The following is a 22,328-nucleotide window of genomic DNA, read 5'->3' as shown; positions in this document are numbered from 1 at the left end:
TTCCAACCTCTCGCGCCAACAACACCAAGGAAGAAAGGAGGATCCTATGTCCATCATTAAATCTTTGTTTAATCGTTCTAACAAAACGACATTTGAAACGCTTATCAAACAGGAACAAAATATGCTTTATAAAATTGCATTCTCTTATGTAAAAAATGAGCAGGATGCACTGGATCTCGTACAAGAAGCGATGATAAAAGGGTACCGCAATTTTCATAAATTAAATGACAAAAGTTATTTTTCTACATGGATGACACGTATTTTAATCAACACAGCGATTGATTTTGTTCGAAAGTCGAAGGATGTTGTTTACTTAGAACATGAATGGTTTGATCCAGGCATCAATGAAGAACAAAAGTCTGTCATCAAAATTGACTTAGAAAACGTATTTGACAAATTAAAGCCTGAACAGAAATCACTTATTTTATTGCGCTTTTATTATGGATACTCGATTCGAGAAATCGCTAATACCTTAGAAAAACCAGAAGGGACGATTAAATCCCAATTGCATCGAACACTTTTTCAAATGAAAGAAAAAATGGGAAATGGAGGAGAACATAATGGAGAAATTTCAACGAGATGTTAAAAAAATGGTTAGCGACGTTCGTGTACCTGAACAGAAGTTAAATCAACTCGTTCACTCAGTGACAGGCTCTGAGAATCATAGCTCGAATCGCTCCTACAATCGACAAAAAATAATGGCCAGTATAGCTTCCATTTTTGTATTAGCTATTGGATCACTGCTAATTGCGACTTATTTCCTTAGCACAGCTGCTGACCAAAATCGTGACAGTATTTTTTATAGAGAAGGAGATCAAGCATTACAGAGAATGGTAGAAGAAGGCAGAGTCACCGACTTAACACTTGTTGCGACCGATAAAAATATAACCGTAACCCTTGAAGAAGGATATCTTGATCAAAGCCAATTGGCTCTATCTTACCGCGCTGATATCAATGGTTCTTACCTTCCAACTGACAATGAAGTGTATATAAAAAGCGAATTAATCGTAGACGGGAAATCTTTAGGAGGATTTGGGGCTTATTATTTGGACCCGCCTAATCAGCCTTCGTATGAAAAGATCTTAACCGAAACATATAATTTGGAACGGTTTTCAAATCACCCGGAGATTGAACTTCACATTAAAGAAATGAATGGTATCGAAGGAAATTGGGTTTTTAAATTTGATCTTGAAAAAGAACAAGAGCACCTTACACATAACTTTGATATGACAAAAGAAGATGAAAGAGGCAACACATTTCACGTTGGTAAAACTGAGCTAACGCCTACAGAGCTAAAAGTGAACACAAAAACAAACTTTTCAAATGAAAAGAATATCGAAGACGTACAATTGTTAGATTTCTTAGTTGTTGCAAACGGAGAAGATGGTGAAATGTTTTTAGAGAGGGTAAGCAGCAGAGAAAGTAACCTTTATTACGAACTCGAGTTTGGAAATCTCCCTCCTAAAGACATTGAACTTGTCCGAATTCCAAGAGGGGTAGATGAATATTCGTATCGCATCACTCCCTATATTAGAACCATATTTGGCGAAATAAAAGAAGGTCCAAACGATCAAAAATCACTTATAGGTGAAAAAATAGATACACCTCTCGAAAAAGGAGCTATTTTACCATTGAAGTCACCAATTGAAGTACTCGATGTCCGACACGAAATTGACCAAACAATCGTTTACTTTAATATGGATTCGTCTCTTCCGTTTTTTCCTAGAATGATAGATGATACGAATAACGAAGAATATGATGCTCGTTCATACAAGATCCGCGATTCATATATTGAAGTTACTTACCCTAAAGTAGATGAAAATAGCCAATTACAATTACTTATGTATGATGGCACTTATGAAGTTTTTGAAGATTTAGCGATTGACATCGATTTAAAATAATTTAGCTCGGGTGTCTCAAAAGTTAACCCTTTTGGACACCCCTTCCCATGAACAAACAGTAAGACATTCTTCCTCGAATGCTAATTAGCACGTATACACTTTTTTAAGTCGAGAATAGATTGAGTATGCATCCCTTCATGATAAATCGTTCGAACTAACACTTGTTCTAACGTGTACATCCCCATCTCTGTCGGCTCGAATTCCTCGTCAAGTCTATTTCCGTATTGTTTTTGAATTTTTGCTGGCTGTTCTTCGAGTAACGCTTTTAACTGACCAAAGGATGGTGTGTCAGCAGTAAAATTTTTCGGAGAAGTTCGAAATCCGAACCATGAGTTGAATGATTCAGGATAATGTCCTTTTTCCTTTGTTAACACTTGGACCCATAAATATTGATCGATATATACATGTCCTATGTTCCAGCGAATATTATTTTTAAATCCTGTCGGTATGATTTCTGCTTCCTTTTCTGTTACATCCTCAAGCTCGTATAAAAAGTAATCACGATACGATTTTAGCTGAGTAAAAAGAATTTCATGTCTCTTTTCCACCTTCATCCCTCCACTGAGTTTGATAGATGTTCGTGGATCAATTTCCAAGAACCATGATCTTCTTTAATGAACACATTCGTTGCGCGACCACTCCCGGATACAAACTCTCCATTTACATACCCTTCATAACGATACATATAAATACAAGTCGCAGATTTTTCATCGACAGTAAGCCAGTGTACATCTGTAGCTGAGTAGACCTCATCTTTTATTAACTCCCATGCTCGCTCAAAATATTGCTGGATTTCTTGCATCGTTGCACACGTTTTATCTGTAAACCAATATACAGCATCTTCATGCAAGATATTTTTCACATTTTCAAAACGATGGGAGTTCGTCGCTACGATATATTGTTCTAATGCGTCTTGATAACTCATTGATAACCTCCAAAAATGACAAATTTATCGATTACGTGCGCTGAAAACGGTCCATAACATTCCTAATACGATGAGTAAAGCTCCGGCTAAATCATACACCGATGTTAAGCTGTAATACTCAATGACTAAAAACGATATAAAGGGCCCAAAAGCTGCGCCAACATCAACGACGACGGTGTGTGCCGTTAACACTTTCACGCGATCTGTTTGAGCGGCTGCACTCGTAGCCAGCGTATCAGTCGTCGTAACAAAGATCGTAGAAAGAAACTGAAAAAACAGTAACAAAACGATAAGTAATAGGATTGATCGTACATTCCCTAGAATGATAAAAAGAATACCACCACCTACTAATGGAATGAGCAGGATTCGAAGCATAGAAGCAGAAGAGTCAAGCATTTTCCCAATTATCGGAGCAATAAACGGATCCCACCCCCAACGGATCGCTTGAATGATTCCAGCCAATGTCGCAGCACCTATTATGATTTGCCCGATACTCCACTCACTCACATATGTCCGTTCAATGAGCGGACTGATTGTTGATGCAAAAAGTCCAAATATAATAAAGCCCATTGCAACCCCTGTCACTAACACCATCGCCACATAAGGAGTAAACCATTTCGTAGCGGTTGTCGGCATTTTCTTTTCTTCTTCTGTCGCCTTCGTTACAGGGACGAAATACAATACTGCTGGAATGGCTAATACACCTAAACATGCAAATAATGATGTCACAAAAACAATCGATGTCTGGTCAACTAGAAATCCACCGCCTAGCATTCCAATTAAGCCTCCGATACCCCATAGACCGTTATAATATCCAACATACTGCCCTCTATTTTGTTCATTTGTTACATCTACTACAGTTAAGAAACCACCAAGGCGAAGAAGCGACCAGGCAACTCCCCACAAGGCACGCATCATGACCAACAGCCAAAAATCGTGAAGCAATCCGTATGATGCCGTTGTTACGACAGCTAAAATAACAGCAATCAATACACCAGTTCTTAATTGAAAATGTTTATAAAATAACCCTACTAACGGGTTAATTGGTAATCGGATAAATCGATTTATTGATAAAAGGAGACCAATTTGCCATAAAGCGGTCAGCCCGAATTCCTGCCAATAAAGAGGAAGCACAATAAATAACATGGCGTCTCCGATTACTGATATGGCAGTAATGAGCGCGATTCCTATGACTCTCTTTTTCGCGGAGACCGTCATTTACAGCTCCTTTCTTTCATTTTCGAAAATGAAAGATTGTCCGCTGTCAATGTTTCATTGGTGCTAGCTTCATACTTAACAACCATATCATCCCTCCAGCCTCTATCTTTAAAGTGAAAATAGAGTAAAAATGATGTCGATTCTCATGTACAATAAGCTGGACGATTATGCAGAAGAGGCGACCTTAAACAGACTAGGAGAAATTTAAACGGTCTTCATCCACTTTAGTCACGTCAATAAAGTGTCCGTCTTTTAACATTGGCACAGTATCGGTTGCATCTAAACGACTGCAATGTTTAACATCGCTTTCAAAACCTCTTTGCCGCAGTTCTCTTCCACTTCCACATTCCCAAATAAGCTGATGAATTTTTTGTTCAACACTTTCATATGCACCTATACAAACTTCTACTTCTGGAGATCGATCCCCTTCTATTTTCGAAAGAATCGCCCCTGCACCTAAATAATCCTCTATTGCAGGTCGCAAAGCATCTTCTCCTTCTTTTGGATCGTTCCATTGTTCTCCACAAGCAATGACCGTAACTCGTTTGTTTAATTTCGCCTTCATTTGATTTATCTTATTTGCAACCGCAGAGGCGTTTAATAGTGATCCGATTAATAATACAGGAACTTTTGCGCCAACCCATGTACAATAAGCTCCATTTAATGAACATAAGACAAATTTTTTATTCGAATGTGCTGAACTAAAAGTCACTGGAGATAATGTTGGCTTTCCTAATTTTACTGCTTCTGACCTTCCTAAAATGAATTCTGCACCGACACTATCGGCATACTTTTTGCCGTCTAGATGAGGAGGATACGGGTAAATATGTGCTCCGTATTGTAAAGCTGACACGACAGTTGAAGAGAAGCTTAAAACGTCAACAATAACTGTAATATCCCCGCGTTCTGCAGCTTCCCGTACTCCTCGCTTTCCCCACTCTACCCGACAAGAGTAAGAAAATTGATCGAACATTGTATCACCTCAATGAATTGAAAAAGCAACTCCCAGCATTTGAGAGTGCTTTACAATGTTATTTTTATCCTTTCATTCCACTAAAAAGGGCGTGACCTGCATGGCTAAAAAGGACTTCATTTTTTTCAAATCCTGCTTGAGCCAACCACTTTATCTGGTCTGAAATAGTTGACGGTTTGTCAACTTCATCATCTGGATAATAAAAGATATTCCACTTCTCCTTGTCGAAAAAGTCAAAAGCCTCTAGGCTTCCATACAAATTTATCGATTGTTCTTTGATGATCTCATCCCATTCACGTGCCGCAATGATCCTTGATTTTTCCGCTTCAGGTTTTATAATATCTGCAATGATGACTCTTCCAAAATCGTTCATCTTTAAATAAAGCCGTCTGAACAATTGCTGCTTTCCTCGGTCATCAAGGTGATGAATCGCTAGACTACTCACAAAAAAATCTATTTCAGCTAGGTTGTCTGTCCATCCTTCTTCAAACAGATCGAATTTCTGAAAGGAGACGCGATCACGAAACGAATTCAGTCTGTTTTTTGTAAACTCGATCATTCTGTCAGACCCATCCAAGGCGATCACATGGGCATTCGGGTAATTTGTCAAAATCGACTCCGTCAACCAGCCTCCGCCCACACAAATATCGACTACCTTAAAAAAAGCTTGTTTGTCTTCGGGTAATAGCCCGATAAACACAGCTTCTAATTTATCGCGGTACGGGACAAGTGCTTGATCATATTTCAAAAATTGTTCTGAGTCAGATTCTTCCCACTTTCTATCTACATTAGCGTCAGACATATATTGACCCTCCTTTTATCGTATTTTTATCAACAAAAACAAACAAAATTTTCAAATAATTATAAATTTATCTTATTTGAATTTAAGTAACCTTGCAATGAAAGTTTTTAAAACAAATTTGGCGGACATCTGATCCGTTATGTTGCTTATAAAGCTTGATTTTCAGTTTTCACTGCCATAGAATCCGTTATTAGGCCATATAAAAGGTATTTTCTCATCATTTTCATGAAATAGCTGATCTGATGTCCGTGAGCATCGCGAAAAGTAGGAGAATAAAAAGAAAAGCGCTGGAGTCCCGACATGAAGAAGTCCGAACTTAGACTTCAAATGGCGGGGCGAAGCGACCTCGAGCCGAAAACTGCTGTCTCTTCCTCTTCTAGTATCACTTTGAAGCTAGATACGTCGAGACAACTCGTAGCCTACTCGTGTTGTAAACGCTCGTGCCTGAAGTCTAGACAGCAACCGAGAGATTGAAATTTTATACTTTCTTATCTTTTAAAAATAGCGGAATGAGTGTCCGCCTAGGTTCATTAACTAGATTCATCCAGTAAAAACAAGTCACGGAGAATATTCACTATGACTTGTCTTCATTTATTCGTCGTTGATCACTTTGTAACAGCCAAGTCTTATACTTATTTTCTGATCACGTTTTAACAAAACACCCGATTTTACTGTGTCTCCGTTCACTAAAATGACCCCTTCTTTCATCCACTTCACAATTTGTGTACGACTAGCATTCTCTATTTGTTGGGACAATAATTTATCTAGCCTCCAACTCCCTTCCACTTGAGCAATTTCAATTACAACCATTTTAACTTTTCTCTTGAAGAGTTCTTCCATGTTAATTGTTTCGATCTCAAATTGCCGCTCTTCTTTTTCTACCGTTTGCTCAGCTTGATGTGACCTTGCTTTATAAACCGCTAGCTTCCTGTTCCAAGTATGGTCTTCTGGACACTTATAAATTGCAAACTTGTATATATTTTTTCCATTAGCATTGTGCCTTCTAATAAGACTGTCTTGAAATACCACCTTTTTTCCACAATTAGGACAATATCGTTCAAGACTCTTTTCATGATCACGTTTAAATAGACTCCATGATAAATAAACTTGTTCCATTTCCTTTCGCTCCTTCGATAAGAAGCGCAATAGTCAATGGAGATATAAAGTTTTTAAAAACAAAAAAGCAGAGATCCCCCATCAAGTTAATGTTCAAAAAGGGCAAATAAGGCCGCTCCTGGCTAACAACTCACCGGACTTTTTAAACATTTGCTAAGGTTCTCTGCACATATGTGTCAACATATACTATGCGCTCCTTGTAATGGGTGAAAAAGGCATACTACTCCCTTGTAAAGTTTTACGTGTTAAAAAAGAGGACACTTCTGACGATAAAATTCCAGTATTAACTTCCTCGGACTTTTTAACACCTTTTACTAAGGGGGTATGCAATGCTCTTTTTTGTATCAACCATTACAAGTATGTTGGCATAAGTACAGTTGCTCCTTTCCGATATCTCCAACTCCATCATACTAAAAAATGAAAAATAATGGAAGCAACCATTTGGAATTCATTTAAGTTAATTATTTTATCGAATATCCATCAGCAACTTGTAAAAGATAATAGAGAACGTACCTTACATATGTTAGGAGTATGAAACATGTCATGATCTGGATATTTATTACATTAACGATCATGTTAATTGCTTCACTTTATCCATTAAAAAAGAAAATGAATGGGTTAACCATCATTGGCTGCTTTATGTTTTCAAATATTATGATCGAACTGTCAGGTATCATTATAAGTATCAATTTAGAGCTAACAAAAACACCGAACGAATCAATTAGTCTTTGGACACAAAAAATTGCTTCGATCGGAACTAAACCTTTAATAATCGTCTGGCTAATCTATTTTATCTTTGCTAATATCAAAATTATTTATAAACTATTCATTGTACTTCTGTTTATCGTTGTCCTTGTATCCTTCGAGCTCCTATTTATAAAGGTTGGGTTCTTAATATTCGAAAACTGGAACACATTTTATGAGTCTCTTCGATATTTACTAATCATTATACTAACTGTCATTTATGTAAGAAACCTTGAAAAAATGATGAAAAAAGAGATGATGATACCCTCATGATTCTTTATCCGCCGGAAAAATTTGATGTAAACGAAATATTCGTTATTATCACCATATTAGTCACATGGTTTTTCATATTTAAACTTCCTAAACGTTTAAATGATCTAGAAATTCTCCTCACCTGGACTCTGATCGTATTTCTCGCGTTTACAGCTGATATGACAGTTGCTGTTCAACCTGCTAACTTGTATAGCACCCTTGATTCGATGAAGTTTGAAATTTTTGATTTGATTTTAATCCTTTTCGGGTATCCGCCTTTTGCGTATTTGGCGATGAACTATTATAAATCTAAAACATATACAACATTTGGGATAACTTTATTCGTTCTTGTCTGCGCATTGTTAACAACTTTTTTTGAGTGGGTAGCCCTTCTTTTCGATGTATATACGTTTAAGGGGTGGAAAAGTTATATGTCGATCCCAGTTTATGTTGGCGTCTATGGTTTAAATATGTTGCTCCTCAGTTATATAAAAAAGAAAATGTCTAAGCCAACACCTTCTATATGGACAAAAATATAGGAATCCTTACTTCCTGTCGCAAAATCCATTCGTAAAGAAGCACCTTACGTATAGGTCATGCTTTTTGTGAATAGCTTTATTTAGAGCAAATAAAGTGAAATATACGAAAGGGGCATCGGAATGGGATATTTCGTGGAAATAGAAAGAGGTGTTCAACTATATGTCGAAGATGTAAACCCTACTGCTGAAAACACAATTCTCTTTGTACATGGTTGGCCAGCGAATCATAAATTATTTGAATACCAGTTTAATGTTCTGCCTGCAATGGGGTATCGATGTATAGGAATCGATTTAAGAGGCTTTGGAAAATCTGATAAACCTTGGGAAGGTTATTCCTATAACCAGCTTGCCGATGATGTTCGAGGAGTCGTTGAAGCTCTAGGTTTGGAAAACTTCACACTTGCCGGGCATTCTGTTGGAGGAGCGATCGCTATAAGATACATGGGTCGTTACGAAGGGGAAGGCGTATCAAAATTAGCATTATTCGGTGCAGCTGGACCAAGCTTTATCCAACGCGCAGGATTTCCATATGGCTTATCGATGAGAACTGTCAACCAATTTATTGAACAAGTCTATCATGATAGACCTTACCTGCTTGCTCAGTTTACAAACATGTTTTTTTACGAGCGAATCACAAAGCCTTTCTCAGACTGGTTTTTCCAGCTTGGTACCGAGGCATCAGGTTACGCAACGGCTAATGTCTTAGTTTCATTGCGAGACGAGGCTCTATTTGATGATATACAAGCGATTCAGGTCCCAACTCTTATCCTTCATGGTGTTCACGACCAAGTTTGCTTGCCTCCTTTAGGGGCAGCACTTCACCAAGGAATTAGACATTCGAGATTAGTCTGGTTTAAACATAGCGGGCACGGATTGTTTTGGGAAGAGCAATCCAAATTTAACCGGGAGCTTACTCATTTTGCTTAATGAATCATTCATTTACCTAAAATTCGAGGTAGCCCTTATACCTTTCAGGAAAGGAACTACCTCGAATGGATCCATGATCACCTTTTTTTGACTGGAAATTGAAGCTCAGTTACATATTCATGTTCATTATCTGTTAACCAATCTCCTTTATGGTACACTTCCCTCACTGGTCCGACTGTTGAATACCCGTTATCAGAAAGCCATTTATGCATTTTTTTACTCGTTTCAGAGATTGTTGAAAACGAGCCTTTATGAACAATGCTCGCCATATTTTCTACTAATGGCAGTTCGTATACTTTAACATCGGAGCTTTCAGGGATCGGTCTCGTTATTGGTTCAACAACTTCCATATCAATGAATTCGGAATCTGTATGCACATATAACCCACTGTGATAAACCGTCAAACATGGTACTGTCGGTTTACTGTTCATATTGTCCAAATGTTGATTGACCTTTGTCCACAACCTTTCACAAAACAATTCAAAGGCTTCTCGGTCTTTCTTGTTCATCGAGCTTCTAACAGACGCTACTAATATCGGTTCCACTCTTTTAAGCGAAATTTCATTCATATAAGGGACTCCTCCGTTCTTAATTAAAAAAATATTTGTACGGAGACGCTCTAGTCTGTTCGTTTCACGTTCAATCGACCTTTCCAACGAATCTGCCTTCTGCTCAAGCATCGGAATAATTTCGTGTTTGACAGAATCGTCGAGTAAAAGCTGAGAGATTTCCGCTAGCGAGAAACCGGCATCTTTTAAGGTCAATACTTTATTAATGGTGACAAGCTGATCTGCTTCATAATACCGATAGTTGGTAGATTCATCAACGAAACTCGGTTTTAAAATCCCGATTGTTTCATAATGATAAAGTGTATCAATAGAAAGTCCGCTCATCTTAGAAAACTCACCAATTTTAAACATATCCTCACCTCAACAAACAGACTATACAGATGTGCACCTCTGCCGTCTACATTCAGCATAAGCTCTTGGGTAACCCGAGAGTCAACCTCGCTTTTTAAATTTTTGTTGCTTCTAATAACTTCGCCCTTTGTACGAAAAGTTCCTATTAACAAAACTTTGCTTGTCGTTAATCGAGTTTTCAGGAAGCGAATTGTGTTTGTCTAGAAACCCCTTGGTAAAAGTCTTTGTTATAGTTATACGATCGTAGATGGGTTTTTATTGTAAAAAAAGAGGCTGCCAGAAAGTCTGTTTTTCTTTGACTTCCTGAACAACCCTCTATCATCATTATGAAACTTTATTCTTCGTATCAAACCCTTTGTTCCACAACGTTTCCATTTGTTCAAGCGTTTTTCCTTTTGTTTCCGGTACCCATTTCCATACGAAGATAGCGGAAAGGACACTCATCAAGCCATAAAATCCGTATGTCATGCCACCGCTGTATTCCATCATCATTGGATAAGTAGAGGAGATGAAATAGTTAGCAGCCCACTGAGCCGCCACAGCTAAAGCAACCGCCTGTCCACGGATTTTATTTGGGAAAATCTCAGAAATCAATACCCAGCAAACCGGACCCCAAGACATCATAAACGAAGCGGTATAAATAACGATAAACACCAATGTACTAATTCCAATAATGTTAGCAAAGGCTAGTCCTGCTACACCAAACATCCCTAAAGCCATCCCGATCGAGCCAGTAATTAATAACGGTTTCCGCCCCCATTTATCGACTGTATAAATCGCAACAACGGTAAAAATCACATTGACTAGACCCATAACAATCGTCTGTAACATCGAAGCATCTTTAGCCGCTCCCATACTTTCAAAGATACGAGGAGCATAATAGAGAGCAACGTTGATCCCAACAAATTGTTGAAAGACAGAAAGCAAAATCCCGACGACAATCACAAGCTTTCCATATGCAAACAACTTTTCCTTTTTCGCTTGATCGGCTAAACGAACCGTATCTTTAATCTCAGTTAATATCGACTTGGCTTTTACTGAACCATTAATTTTCGTTAAGACAGAGAGCGCCTTCTCATCTTTATTTTGCATCGCTAAGTAGCGAGGTGTTTCAGGAACAAAGAGTAATAATAATCCAAATAATAGAGCAGGGAGTGCTTCAGAAGCAAACATATATCTCCAGCCAATATCATTGATCCACTCAATCGATTGTCCTCTCGCAATGCCCCAGTTCACAAAATAAACGACAAGCATCCCAAAAATGATCATAAATTGGTTAAAGGAAACCATTTTCCCCCGAATATCGGCTGGTGCAATTTCACCTATATACATCGGAGTAATCGCTGAAGCCAATCCAACCCCAATACCTCCGATAATCCGATAAAAGTTAAAAGTAAGAAGCAAAGCTAAACTTGGTTCTCCTTTTGTAAAAAACAAGAACTCAGGAAAGGCTGAACCTAAAGCAGACACTAAGAAAAGGATAGCTGCAAAAATTAAGGTTTTTTTACGTCCAAATTTGGAAGCGAAAAATCCCGAGATAACTCCCCCAATGATGCATCCAATTAAAGCACTTGAGATCGTTGCACCATGAGCTAACGAGCCTAATCCTAAACCATCAATTAAATACGCTTGGATCGACATTTCTGCCCCAGATATAACAGCAGTATCATATCCAAAAAGTAAACCACCTATCGCAGCAATAAGAGTGAGAGAAAAAATATAAAGTGCGTTACGTTGTTTGTTCATTATTTAGCTAAAAACAGATTTTCATATAATGAAGAACGATCAGTTATGACTATCAAGGAACAAAAGTAGGCGCTTACAATAACGAGAATAATGCTTAACATCCCCTTGATCAAATGGCCGCCCTTTTATGAAGATCTGTCTTTATCCCCCCTTCTATTTTAAAGTCAAAACATGGTTCACTAAAAAGACTCTCATTTTACATGATTCACATTATCGAAAAAGCATTATTCCATTACTCTAATTATCTAAATTTGAAAGCGCTTGCTAACTTTTCACATTTTTTGATTCTATCACCCGAAACTTAGTTTGTCTAGTGAACTAACTAAGTGTTTATTATTTTTTATACTATAAAAAGTAGGTCATTTGTCGTCAGCAGCAGGCCATAGAAAAACCTCGACTTAAAGACAAACATATAAATAGAATCTATTAATTATACGAAGAAAAGCCACCGCAAATTGCGGTGACTTTTTTGTTTTACACTTCTGCTTGAACTTTTTCTGCTGATGTTTTTCGAAGAGGTGATAAAGCAATGAGTCCTAAACTGACTCCAAATATTGTCCATAGCACAGTAAAATGGAATGAGATCGTCTCAGATCCGCCGAAATACATCATATCTCTTATGCTAGCTGAAGCAAGCCGAAGCGGTGTCCACGAATATAACCAATCTTGTGCCACTTGCGGTAAAAATTCAGGGGGCATTCCTAAGACAGGCATCGAGAAGAAAAAGAGTAAAACGAGAATAGCCATTGCCGGTAAGCCGAGCCAGTTCAGGAGTGATGACTGCAATAAGAAAAATACTGAACCAATGAGCCATAACAACAACCAAACTGCTATCGTTTCATTTATCTCCATTCCATACCAAGATGTCGCCATCCAAATTAAAAATAAAGAAGCTATAAATATAATCATAAGACCTGCCGTTACCTGTGAAAGAACAAGAATCCAGCCGCGACTACCTTCAGTAATGTGTTTTCGGGAAATGATGAACATAATTGCACTCGTCACTAAGCTCGTAATCCAAATAATTTGAGTTAAAATATTTGGTGCATTTCCTTGACCTTGATTGTTACCAATTGGATGGAGCACAACTTCTTCAATACTAAATGGTTGTCGTAATGCATCTGCTGTCTGAACTGGAATGTCCTCAGACATTTGTGTCATTTGACCAAGAACCATATTCGAGATTTCCCTATTCACCCCTGTCATCACTTGTTGTAACATTTGGCTGACAGCTGTTGCAGCTTGCATATTCATCCCTTCGTTAACGAGGATTTGTACGTTGCCTTGCTGCGGTTCAGCAGTAGGAATTGTCAGCACGTTTTCACTTAAGTCATCTGGTAAAATAAGTGCCCCATAATACTTTTGCTGCTCCATCCCTTCACGTGCTTCTCCTTCTGAATCGAGAACCTCCCACTTAATAGGCAGTTGATCATTTGCTAATACTTGTTCTCCTACCATCTCACCTACTGCCAGTTCCATTCCGTCTGCACGCTCTGCACTTTCATCCATCGAAACGAATGCAACAGGCAAGTCATTCGGCTTTGCACCTAAACTAGAACCCATCATTGCTAGACCAAATAGGACCAATACAGTAAAAACAACGGCAACGCCTATCCATAGTAAACGTTCTTTTATCCAAAGCATATGATCCACTCCTTTTCATTTTAATGAACAAACTGTTGATTAATATTCTCAGTGTTCATTATAATGACATCAAGAAGTGTTACAATGATCAATCTCCTTCATATTGTTCATAACTGAACACTTAAAGAGAAAGTGTTCATTTTTTCTCTCCATTCTTTTTCAAATTCAGTAAAGGGAGGTGTTCACCCACCATGACTAAAAAAACGGACCGGCGGAAATTGAGAACGAAAAAAATGCTACGTAAAGCGATCATTGAGCTTATTCAAGAAAAAGGATTAAAGAACGTCACAGTCAGTGATCTTACAGCTCGAGCAGATATTAATCGAGGTACATTTTATTTACATTATCGCGATGTAGACGATATGCTGGAGCAATTTCAATCAGTACTGCTCTCTGAACTGAAGGAAAATGCTAAAAAAATCGATATCAAACATGTTATCCAACACGTCTACCAACAGCAAGGTCAAGCATACCCTGCGTTTATCTCGATCATCGAAAAGTTTGCTGAACATGCTGATTTGATCAAAGTTATCATAGGTCCACAAGGGGACCCTAGCTTTACTTCGGATTGGAAGCAGTTCGTTAAAGAAAGAATCTTAGAAAAGCTTTCGGAATCGCAGCCAGATCGAGATAAAATGCTCGTTCCACCAGAATATTTAGCAACCTTCGTCGCCTCTGCTCATACTGGTATTATTCAGCATTGGATCGAAACAGGTTTGAAAGAATCACCTGAAGAGATCGCCTCAATAATTACCCGAATCGCTGTCCAAGGACCGATTTCAACGATCGGATTAATCGAACAGTGAACAAAAAAGGGATAGCTCACGACCTCGTTCGACAATTAGAGGAATTACTTCAACATAAAGAAGTCACGTTTTAGCTAATCTCCCTTCATTCTGTCAAAAAATAGTTAAACAAACGTTTGTTTAGTCCGTACCTTTTCACCAACATATATTGATTAAAACGATACAGATTATAAATAGTATTTGAGAACACCCTTCAAAATCTTAAGGATCGTATAGTAAGATTTACATAGAAAGGTGGGGTCATATGGAATCAGGGTTGTTTTGGGTTGGTCTCGGTTTAGCAGCACTAGGATATTTTATTAGTGATGGATTAAAAAACTTTAAGAATCCGAAAGCTAATACTGATGAGCCTCCTACTCTAATAAAAAAGGAAGACTTGCATATTTATTTAGGGCTACAGAAAGAGGAAGTAAAGGAGCTTTTAAATAAATTTCCCGATGCTCCAAAAGTTGAACTAAATGGTACATCATATTTTCCTTATCATCATTTTATTGAATGGGTTTCTTCTAAAGAAATATATATAGGAAACTCGAATCAGGAAAGAAACTAACCGACATCAGATGCATCTAAAGAAGCTAGACGAATAACTACAGATTTAAAGTAGTTATTAATGGGAAAAATCCGAACTAATTCGAAATCTATACGGAATTTTGAATTATAGTTCGGATTTTTATTTATTTAAAAAACGTTAGTCCCAGCCTCTTCTTTATAAGTTCCCCTCCGCTGCCATCGCATCCTCTTTCGTTTTATGAACGGTACCATACGGATGTTCAGGCGGTGCATAAATTGAGTATAGCTTAAGTGGAATGTTGCCCGTATTCGTTACATTGTGCCACTTTCCTGCTGGTACCATGATGGCATAATCATCATACACATTTTCCTCAAAATCCAACTGATCTCTCTGATCCCCCATTTGAACGAAACCTTCTCCTTCTTCGATACGAAGGAATTGATCATGGTCTGGATGAATTTCTAACCCTATATCATCTCCAACATCAATACTCATTACCGTCACTTGTAAATAATCTCCTGTCCATAATGCCGTCCGGAACGTATTGTTTCCTGTCGTAGCCTCTTCAATATCTATAACAAATGCCTCTGTCCCATAATCTTCTAGACGATGAAAACGTTCGCCATAAAGAGACCATAACCTTGCAGCATTTTCTTCTTCCCCTATAGAAATACGATAAAAGACATGCCAAACATAAGGGTGATGATTTTGAACACTATCTTCTCGATCATATTCATCCCCTTCAGTTTCTCTTTCATACGCCTTTTGCAATCCTTCCTCATACGTTGCAAAGTCTTCTGTTTCAACCTCATAGTCAGGGATTCTCCCCGTATAGCTGATATAAAGATCAGTCAGATGCTGCAAATGAATTTTATTCTCCTCTAATGTATAAAGAATATTTATTTCACTCTCTTCATTCGGCGATTCACTCGCCAAACGTTCATACAATTCAATCATAGACGCTTTTCTTTTTAACTTGTTAAATATGGCTTCAGTTACTTGTTCATCGTAATTTGGGACATTTCGCGACATAAAGCCTTCAGTATATACAGGTCTGTTTACATTCGCATAATAAGAATGCAGTGGATACATGGCTGGTACATAATACACTCGATTCATTCCTTTCCAATTTGTTTACAACATTAGCATATGCCTAGCAAAAGGAATGGAGCTTGATTATGTTACCGTTTGCGAAAAATTAATGGAAAATGGTTCCTATAGTTTAGATTTTTTTGTTGATTGTCAAACATCACGAGACGCTAGCGGGGAAAGCAAGAGGTGAAGATCCATCAAAGCCGGTTTCCCCCGATTATCTAAAGCCTTGCCCGCAGCAAAGAAAACACTACGAATGCAAACGAAGTGCAGCACGAGTAGATGTTGTAATCTAGAGTGCAAGCGAGTAATATTTTGAACAATCAACACCAATATAAAAACCTGAAACACACATATTTAAACTGGTTTTTGGCCCAGCCTCTTCAAATGACTGCATGCTTTTCGGTTAGTCGGTCAAGAAGCTTTTATTCAATTTCATGATCGGTTACTCATCTTCAAGATAAACTCTTTTCTTTCGGGGTAAAAATACAGCGATGGAAAAAATCAGTGACGTTGCAAACATGGCGAGTGCTGCTACGATAATGGTTATACGTAATGGAATAACATCCGCTGTAATACCGACACCAAGAATAAACAATACTTGAAAACCACTTTGTACTAACTGAAAAATACTCGTTACCCGTCCCATGATTTCAGTAGGAACATTGTTTTGATAAAATGTCGTAATTCCAGCATTGAGAAAAACATTAAAAAATCCTAGAATGATAAATCCGACTGCTATAGACTGAAACGACCACGAGAATGCATAGATCATATAGCCAACTGCGGTCATGATAACTCCTATTACGATCATATACCTCAAGGAAAATTTGCTTGAGAATGCCGATAATAAAGCTGCTCCAGCAACAGATCCAATTCCCGTAATACTAATTAGTAAACTATATTCTACCTCTGATAACCCAACGACAAGCTGAGTAAAAACGACCTCTTGTGCATCCATCGCGTACGAAAACAGCATAATCAGTATAAAACCTGTGTATATGTAAGCGACGTATTTATTTTTTGAAACGAAAGATGTCACTACGGTAAAATCACTCACTACTTGTTTGATGGTCAATTTAGGGATCAATGTCTTATTAATCGTTTCTTTATCAGGTAAAAAAGTTAGTAAAATTGTTGCAAAAATAAATAAAATAGCGTTCACCCAAAGTGTTATGTTTACTGATGTTAAAAGGATTAGTGCCCCTCCCACTGCAGGTCCCACAATAAATGCACCTGACGAAGTGAAAGAACGAATGGCATTAAATCTCTTTCTTTTAGATTTTGGAACGAGCATCGTCACGTACGTCATTGAAGAAGGTCCGAAGAACGCTTTTGCAACACTAAGAAAGACGAGTATGCTGTAGATGACGATCATATTAGACGCTAATGGAATGAGAGAGATAAAGCCCGCTCTCATTAGATATGTAACGATCATCACTTTTCGTTTACTGCGATAATCGATGAAACTCCCTGTCCAGAACTTCGTGATCATATTCGTAAGAGGACCAATAATCCATAACCCAGCTACTGCCGCTGCTGAACCAGTTAGTTGATAAACGATAATATTAATAGCGACAAGATAAATAAAGTCCCCTATACCTGCAATGCCTATAGATGATAGTAAAATTGCAGGGTGCTTCCAGTCTTTTAATTTATTTTTCATAAAATGATAAGCTCCAATGTATTTGTAAAATTAGTTAGTCCACAACACTCCTTAACCATTCAATACAAAGGGACTTACTTCCTTCTTAATATCTTCATTTATGAAAAAAGCACCTCACGAAGAACTGCATTCAACGCAAAGGTGCCGGTTACTTACTTTGTTATTCTTTTTTAAACTCTTTCGTACTCCGTACTGTATCAATCGGTCGAACTGCTTTTTCGATTTGTTCACGCTTTTGCTCTAAAAATGGTGGAAGTGATAGTTTTTCTCCGAGTGTTTCATACGGCTCATCATCCATAAACCCTGGTCCATCTGTTGCAAGCTCGAATAAAATTTGCGGTGCCACTCTCGTATACATCGATTTAAAGAAGAATCGATCGACATAACCTGATGTTTGGAGTCCGATCGTATGAAGTCTATTAATCCATTCCTCTAATACAGTGCGATCTTCTACCCTGAAAGCAGCGTGATGTACCGTTCCAAACCCTTGCCTTGCTTGTGGAAGCACTTTGTTATGTTCGACAATAACTTGAGCTCCGTTACCGCCTTCTCCAACTTCAAACAAATAAAAAGCTCCATCTTGATCAACTTGCTTAAACATAAATGCTTTCTCGAGTACTTCTTTGAAAAAATTAAATTCTGCTATGCGAATAAAAATTGGACCTAAGCCAGTTATCGCATACTCTAAAGGAACAGGACCTTTTTGCCACGGTGTTCCAGAAGCAACTCCTTCATCGTTTTCATCAGAAATGAGCTGATAATACTGGTCGTCAAAATCTACAAAGGACAAGCACTTCTTCCCAAATTGTTCTTTAATTCCATCGTGTTTCACTTCTAATCGGTCAAAGCGCTTCACCCAATAGTCTAAGGCTGTATCATTCGGAACACGAAAAGATGTTTTTGAAATCTCATTTGTTCCATGAGAGCCTTTCGGAATACCAGGAAAGTCAAAAAACGTCATATCAGTCCCAGGACTTCCCGTGTCATCTGCAAAAAATAAATGATACGTTTGGATATCATCTTGATTAACGGTTTTTTTCACTAAACGCATTCCAAGTACGTAAGTAAAAAACTCATAATTTTTTTCCGCGCTGCTCGTAATCGCCGTCACGTGATGTATCCCTTTTAGTTCGTTCATGATCATTCCTCCATCATAATATACGTTACAAAAGCTTTTCCCGCATTTAAACAAATAAAATCATATTATGGCACAAGATATGAGGAAATAGCTTTTTTATTTTGCAACTAATTTTTAAAAAGAGCTAACCGGAATACCCGATTAGCTCGTATTCTTTTACTGTTGGCCTTTTTGAATCCATTCTGCCACTTGGACAGTACGCTTTGCTTGATACTTCGCTGCTTCTTCTACATCTTCTTGCATGTTGCCTTCTTGGTCAACTGTTACACTTACTCCGTATGGATTTCCGCCAGATGTGAATTGGACTGGATCTGTGTATCCTGGAGAAGCAATGATTGCGCCCCAGTGGTGCATTGTCGTATACAAAGAAAGGACGGTTGCTTCTTGACCACCGTGTGCATTGTTGGCGGAAGCCATTGCACTAACTGCTTTGTTAGCAAGTTTTCCGTTAAACCATAGTCCGCCAGTTGTATCTAAAAATTGCTTCATTTGAGCTGGTAAATTACCGAATCGAGTTGGTACACTAAAGACGATCGCATCTGCCCACTCAAGATCGTCTAATGTAACTTCAGGAACATCTTTCGTTTCATCAAGATGTGCCTTCCATGCTGGGTTTGACTCAATTGCACCTTGTGGAGCAAGTTCAGGTACTTTTAATACTTTCACTTCCGCGCCTGCTGCCTTTCCACCTTCTTCAGCCCACTTAGCTAACTGATAGTTTGTACCTGTTGAACTGTAATAAATAACTGCTAATTTAATATTTGCCATGTTTTTCGTCTCCTTTGTTTTACCGAATAGTTTTTGTAAAAGTCCCATATTACTCACCTAAACTTTCATGACTCGATCGTTATGTGATTAGTCACCCTTCTTAAGCAACCACCCCCAATAAATGATTCCTAGTCAATGCCCTAATCTTTCTAATTTCCTATTTCGGGGGATTTCATTCATTGTCTCGATTTAAGTTATCTCCGTTTCGAGATATTATCTTTGGAAAATAACTGGGTAGCATCAATCACTCCAATCTTTTAAAACTGTATTTTAATCTCTAGTTCGTATTATACGACAAGTAATATTTCGAATTCAAGATATTTCACTTTATTTTTGTAAGTAAATTTATTTTTAATAGTAGAAGTCGTATAAAACCTTATTGCTGCCCACTTCATTCTTGTTCGGCATAGTAACCTAGTTTTTTCAATTGTTTGATCATCTCTTCTTTTTCTTTCGTATCAAGGCCACCGAAAATGTGCTGAATTGCTTCTTTATGCTTCGGAAAAATATTTGCCATCACTTTTGCTCCCTTTTCAGTTATGACAGCATACGTAATTCGGCGATCTTTCGGGCATGGTCTTCTTCTCAAGTAACCTTTTTTCTCTAATTTATCGACGACATACGTAATACTGCTGCTTGCAATCAACACTTTTTCACCAATTTTTTGAATGGGTTGGTCTCCTTTATTATAAATAAGCTCAAGCACCGCAAATTCTGTCGGGTTCAAGCTATATGTTTTAATATCTTCCTCAACGCGCTTTCGAATTGTTTGATACGCACGTGACAATACAATAAATAATTTTAACGAAAGTTCCTCTTCGTGTTGCTTGTTCTCATGTATATCCATCTTTCATCATTCCTTTGCAAAAACATCTCGAATTCGAGATAATCATACCACAAGTGCCAGGCACTTGTCGAATCGCCAAATCGCCATGTACATTCCACGTTCTCTCCAGATCAGTTCTTATTATATCCAAACTCATTCTGAATTACCCCTTAGTTATTCCAAATCATTTCCAGGTGCCAGGCACCTGGAAATGATTTGGAATGAATATTGGAGTGAACTTGGGTGTGTTTATTTAGGACGTTTTTGGTGGTGGACGAGATTACTTGATTCTCGTATTTTTTCGTCCAAGATTTGATCGAGCGAATTGAGTAACGTGCTCAAGGTCTGTTGGACAGTACCACCTTCAAATTGCTCTAACGCTTCAGGCAGTTCTTCTTCATCTAATATGAAATAGGCTCGATTCGGCAGGACTAAAACATCGATAATCATGTCTTCGAAGTTAACAGCATCAGCGGTAATAGATGTTTCTTTAACGATGTTAAAATACGCGCCGACATATTCGTCATCCTGATTTCGCCATATGTATATATTGTACGGCCGGTCAGTCCAATAGTAAGCGATCGTATAACAACCTTTATGAATCGTTACTTCCGTCCCATTAGCCATCATTGAAAAAGGTTCATTAATTTCATGGTACAAAATGATCTCTGTTTGATCAGCTTTTACAAGCTTACAGTGGTGTTCGACAATCGTATTGTCGTATTTTATTTTCCGCTCAATGATCGGTTTTCCTTTAACAGCCATCTAATTCCCCTTTCGCTTCATGATACTTGTGGTTTTACCATCATCATAACACTCAGTTTTATACAGCAAAAGAAAGCGAACCGGACCTTGCCCGACTCGCTTTCTTTCACTATTTTAAAGGAATCCAAATTTCCGAATACAAGTTCGGATTTGATGGATCTTTGCTAGTATAGACTTCCAACTCCGGGGTTCCCGCATGTTCATAGTTATTAGATGGAAACCATTCTGAAAAGATTTTTTTCCAGCTATTCTGCATGGAATCAGGCATCGGCCCGTGAACTTCAAAGACACCCCATTTTGACGCAGGAATCTCTAACCTGGAGAAGCCACTTGGCAATTCCTCTCCCGAATATTCCGTCGCAATCCAATATTCAATTTCATCACCATTTGATTTTGCACTTTTGTCAACACACACACCAAGTACCCCTTTGATATTACCACTGTTTAATTTAAACAGTGCTTCATCAGTTCCCTCTTTGTGTGCAGCGTTCCAAAATTTTGGAATTTCCCTCAAATTCTCACCATTTATACATGAGAACTCCCTTTTTATACCGACTACTTGAAAACTTTCTCTTTCCACAATTCTGTACTTCATTGGCTCTGCTCCTTTCAAATTCACCTGAATAATTAGGCGGTTATAAGATTTCAGCTCTCCTATGTTTTTTCGCACTTCACTCGGCTTCATCCCGTGCTGTCTGCGAAAAGCTTTGGAGAAAGCTTCTGGAGTGTCGTAACCATATTTGTAGGCGAGATCAATAATTCTCGTGTTCGTACTTGCTAACTCTTGTGCTGCTAAAGTTAGGCGCCTTCCCCTTAAATATTCAGCAACTGACATATTCGTCAATATTGAAAACGTCCTTTGGAAATGAAACACTGATGAGTTAGCTTCCTTTGCAATTCGCTCAATAGTGAGCTCTTCCAATAAATTTTTTTCCATATAATCAATTGCCTTTTGTATTGACTCTACCCACCCCATGTCACTCACTCCTTAAAGAAATCATAGCAGGCCACCGCAATTTAATCCGGTCATTTTGTGCTTTGTTTGGACC

Annotated in this window: 23 protein-coding genes; 7 read left to right on the top strand and 16 right to left on the bottom strand. The window is 38.1% G+C overall.

Annotation, left to right across the window (positions count from 1 at the left end; genetic code table 11):
- The first annotated feature begins 46 nt into the window (after positions 1 to 46).
- Positions 47 to 586 (top strand): sigma-70 family RNA polymerase sigma factor, encoded by a 540-nt coding sequence (locus CD001_RS05660; RefSeq protein WP_096186589.1) that lies wholly within the window; start codon positions 47 to 49, stop codon positions 584 to 586.
- The gene (locus CD001_RS05655) at positions 561 to 1,901 is read left to right on the top strand and encodes a DUF4179 domain-containing protein (RefSeq protein ID WP_179298614.1); all 1,341 of its coding nucleotides are present in this window, start codon (positions 561 to 563) and stop codon (positions 1,899 to 1,901) included. The genes CD001_RS05660 and CD001_RS05655 overlap by 26 nt, the downstream gene beginning before the upstream one ends.
- Positions 1,902 to 1,981: 80 nt before the next feature.
- Here the strand turns inward: CD001_RS05655 and CD001_RS05650 are convergent, their stop codons facing one another.
- The 6 genes from CD001_RS05650 to CD001_RS05625 all read right to left on the bottom strand — a co-directional run bounded on the left by CD001_RS05650 (position 1,982) and on the right by CD001_RS05625 (position 6,935).
- On the bottom strand, positions 1,982 to 2,455 hold the full coding sequence (locus CD001_RS05650; RefSeq protein WP_306454058.1) for a DinB family protein: 474 nt from the start codon (positions 2,453 to 2,455) through the stop codon (positions 1,982 to 1,984).
- Entirely contained in the window at positions 2,452 to 2,826 is a 375-nt protein-coding gene (locus CD001_RS05645; protein WP_096186586.1) for a YybH family protein, read from the bottom strand. Before CD001_RS05645 ends, CD001_RS05650 begins: the two co-directional genes overlap by 4 nt.
- A 24-nt stretch (positions 2,827 to 2,850) precedes the next feature.
- Positions 2,851 to 4,044, bottom strand: coding sequence for an MFS transporter (locus CD001_RS05640; RefSeq protein WP_096186585.1), 1,194 nt, complete (start codon positions 4,042 to 4,044; stop codon positions 2,851 to 2,853).
- Between the two features lie 193 nt (positions 4,045 to 4,237).
- The gene (locus CD001_RS05635; RefSeq protein WP_096186584.1) at positions 4,238 to 5,017 is read right to left on the bottom strand and encodes a 2-phosphosulfolactate phosphatase; all 780 of its coding nucleotides are present in this window, start codon (positions 5,015 to 5,017) and stop codon (positions 4,238 to 4,240) included.
- 64 nt (positions 5,018 to 5,081) lie between these two features.
- The gene (locus tag CD001_RS05630; protein WP_096186583.1) at positions 5,082 to 5,819 is read right to left on the bottom strand and encodes a class I SAM-dependent methyltransferase; all 738 of its coding nucleotides are present in this window, start codon (positions 5,817 to 5,819) and stop codon (positions 5,082 to 5,084) included.
- Between the two features lie 591 nt (positions 5,820 to 6,410).
- Complete coding sequence (locus CD001_RS05625) at positions 6,411 to 6,935, bottom strand: S4 domain-containing protein (RefSeq protein ID WP_096186582.1); 525 nt, start codon at positions 6,933 to 6,935, stop codon at positions 6,411 to 6,413.
- A 531-nt stretch (positions 6,936 to 7,466) separates the two neighbouring features.
- Between CD001_RS05625 and CD001_RS05620 the strand changes: the two genes are divergently transcribed.
- The 3 genes from CD001_RS05620 (at position 7,467) to CD001_RS05610 (ending at position 9,397) form a co-directional block, all read left to right on the top strand.
- Positions 7,467 to 7,952: a hypothetical protein gene (locus CD001_RS05620; RefSeq protein WP_142303547.1), complete on the top strand. Its 486-nt coding sequence runs from the start codon at positions 7,467 to 7,469 to the stop codon at positions 7,950 to 7,952.
- Positions 7,949 to 8,470, top strand: a complete 522-nt coding sequence (locus tag CD001_RS05615; protein WP_096186580.1) for a hypothetical protein — start codon at positions 7,949 to 7,951, stop codon at positions 8,468 to 8,470. The genes CD001_RS05620 and CD001_RS05615 overlap by 4 nt, the downstream gene beginning before the upstream one ends.
- Positions 8,471 to 8,590: 120 nt before the next feature.
- Entirely contained in the window at positions 8,591 to 9,397 is an 807-nt protein-coding gene (locus CD001_RS05610) for an alpha/beta fold hydrolase (protein ID WP_096186579.1), read from the top strand.
- Between the two features lie 77 nt (positions 9,398 to 9,474).
- Here the strand turns inward: CD001_RS05610 and CD001_RS05605 are convergent, their stop codons facing one another.
- The 3 genes from CD001_RS05605 to CD001_RS05595 all read right to left on the bottom strand — a co-directional run bounded on the left by CD001_RS05605 (position 9,475) and on the right by CD001_RS05595 (position 13,707).
- Entirely contained in the window at positions 9,475 to 10,317 is an 843-nt protein-coding gene (locus CD001_RS05605; protein WP_096186578.1) for a MerR family transcriptional regulator, read from the bottom strand.
- 324 nt (positions 10,318 to 10,641) lie between these two features.
- Positions 10,642 to 12,063 carry a D-xylose transporter XylE gene (gene xylE, locus CD001_RS05600; protein WP_096186577.1) on the bottom strand — a complete coding sequence of 474 codons (1,422 nt, stop codon included), beginning with the start codon at positions 12,061 to 12,063 and terminating at the stop codon, positions 10,642 to 10,644.
- A gap of 474 nt (positions 12,064 to 12,537) precedes the next feature.
- A complete protein-coding gene (locus CD001_RS05595) occupies positions 12,538 to 13,707 on the bottom strand; it encodes a YhgE/Pip domain-containing protein (RefSeq protein WP_096186576.1) in 1,170 nt (389 codons plus the stop codon).
- Positions 13,708 to 13,898: 191 nt separating this feature from the next.
- Between CD001_RS05595 and CD001_RS05590 the strand changes: the two genes are divergently transcribed.
- Together CD001_RS05590 and CD001_RS05585 are read left to right on the top strand one after the other, a co-directional pair.
- A complete protein-coding gene (locus CD001_RS05590; RefSeq protein ID WP_096186575.1) occupies positions 13,899 to 14,513 on the top strand; it encodes a TetR/AcrR family transcriptional regulator in 615 nt (204 codons plus the stop codon).
- Between the two features lie 244 nt (positions 14,514 to 14,757).
- Positions 14,758 to 15,063, top strand: a complete 306-nt coding sequence (locus CD001_RS05585; RefSeq protein WP_096186574.1) for a DNA-binding protein — start codon at positions 14,758 to 14,760, stop codon at positions 15,061 to 15,063.
- A gap of 156 nt (positions 15,064 to 15,219) precedes the next feature.
- On the opposite strand, the gene CD001_RS05580 is transcribed toward CD001_RS05585, so the two are convergent.
- The 7 genes from CD001_RS05580 to CD001_RS05550 form a co-directional block, all read right to left on the bottom strand.
- Positions 15,220 to 16,134 (bottom strand): cupin domain-containing protein, encoded by a 915-nt coding sequence (locus CD001_RS05580; RefSeq protein ID WP_257009716.1) that lies wholly within the window; start codon positions 16,132 to 16,134, stop codon positions 15,220 to 15,222.
- Positions 16,135 to 16,561: 427 nt separating this feature from the next.
- Positions 16,562 to 17,782, bottom strand: a complete 1,221-nt coding sequence (locus CD001_RS05575) for an MFS transporter (RefSeq protein WP_096186573.1) — start codon at positions 17,780 to 17,782, stop codon at positions 16,562 to 16,564.
- A 160-nt stretch (positions 17,783 to 17,942) separates the two neighbouring features.
- A complete protein-coding gene (locus CD001_RS05570) occupies positions 17,943 to 18,920 on the bottom strand; it encodes a ring-cleaving dioxygenase (RefSeq protein ID WP_096186572.1) in 978 nt (325 codons plus the stop codon).
- 156 nt (positions 18,921 to 19,076) lie between these two features.
- Positions 19,077 to 19,736 carry an NAD(P)H:quinone oxidoreductase gene (wrbA, locus tag CD001_RS05565; protein WP_096186571.1) on the bottom strand — a complete coding sequence of 220 codons (660 nt, stop codon included), beginning with the start codon at positions 19,734 to 19,736 and terminating at the stop codon, positions 19,077 to 19,079.
- Positions 19,737 to 20,079: 343 nt separating this feature from the next.
- A complete protein-coding gene (locus tag CD001_RS05560) occupies positions 20,080 to 20,535 on the bottom strand; it encodes a MarR family winged helix-turn-helix transcriptional regulator (RefSeq protein WP_096186570.1) in 456 nt (151 codons plus the stop codon).
- A 228-nt stretch (positions 20,536 to 20,763) separates the two neighbouring features.
- The gene (locus CD001_RS05555; protein ID WP_096186569.1) at positions 20,764 to 21,279 is read right to left on the bottom strand and encodes a DUF402 domain-containing protein; all 516 of its coding nucleotides are present in this window, start codon (positions 21,277 to 21,279) and stop codon (positions 20,764 to 20,766) included.
- Between the two features lie 109 nt (positions 21,280 to 21,388).
- Positions 21,389 to 22,255 (bottom strand): AraC family transcriptional regulator, encoded by an 867-nt coding sequence (locus CD001_RS05550; protein ID WP_096186568.1) that lies wholly within the window; start codon positions 22,253 to 22,255, stop codon positions 21,389 to 21,391.
- Positions 22,256 to 22,328: the final 73 nt, after the last annotated feature.

It is taken from the genome of Evansella halocellulosilytica (genome assembly GCF_002335745.1).
In the GTDB taxonomy this organism is placed as follows: domain Bacteria; phylum Bacillota; class Bacilli; order Bacillales; family Salisediminibacteriaceae; genus Bacillus_CA; species Bacillus_CA halocellulosilytica.
This window is presented reverse-complemented; position numbering and strand designations above follow the sequence as displayed.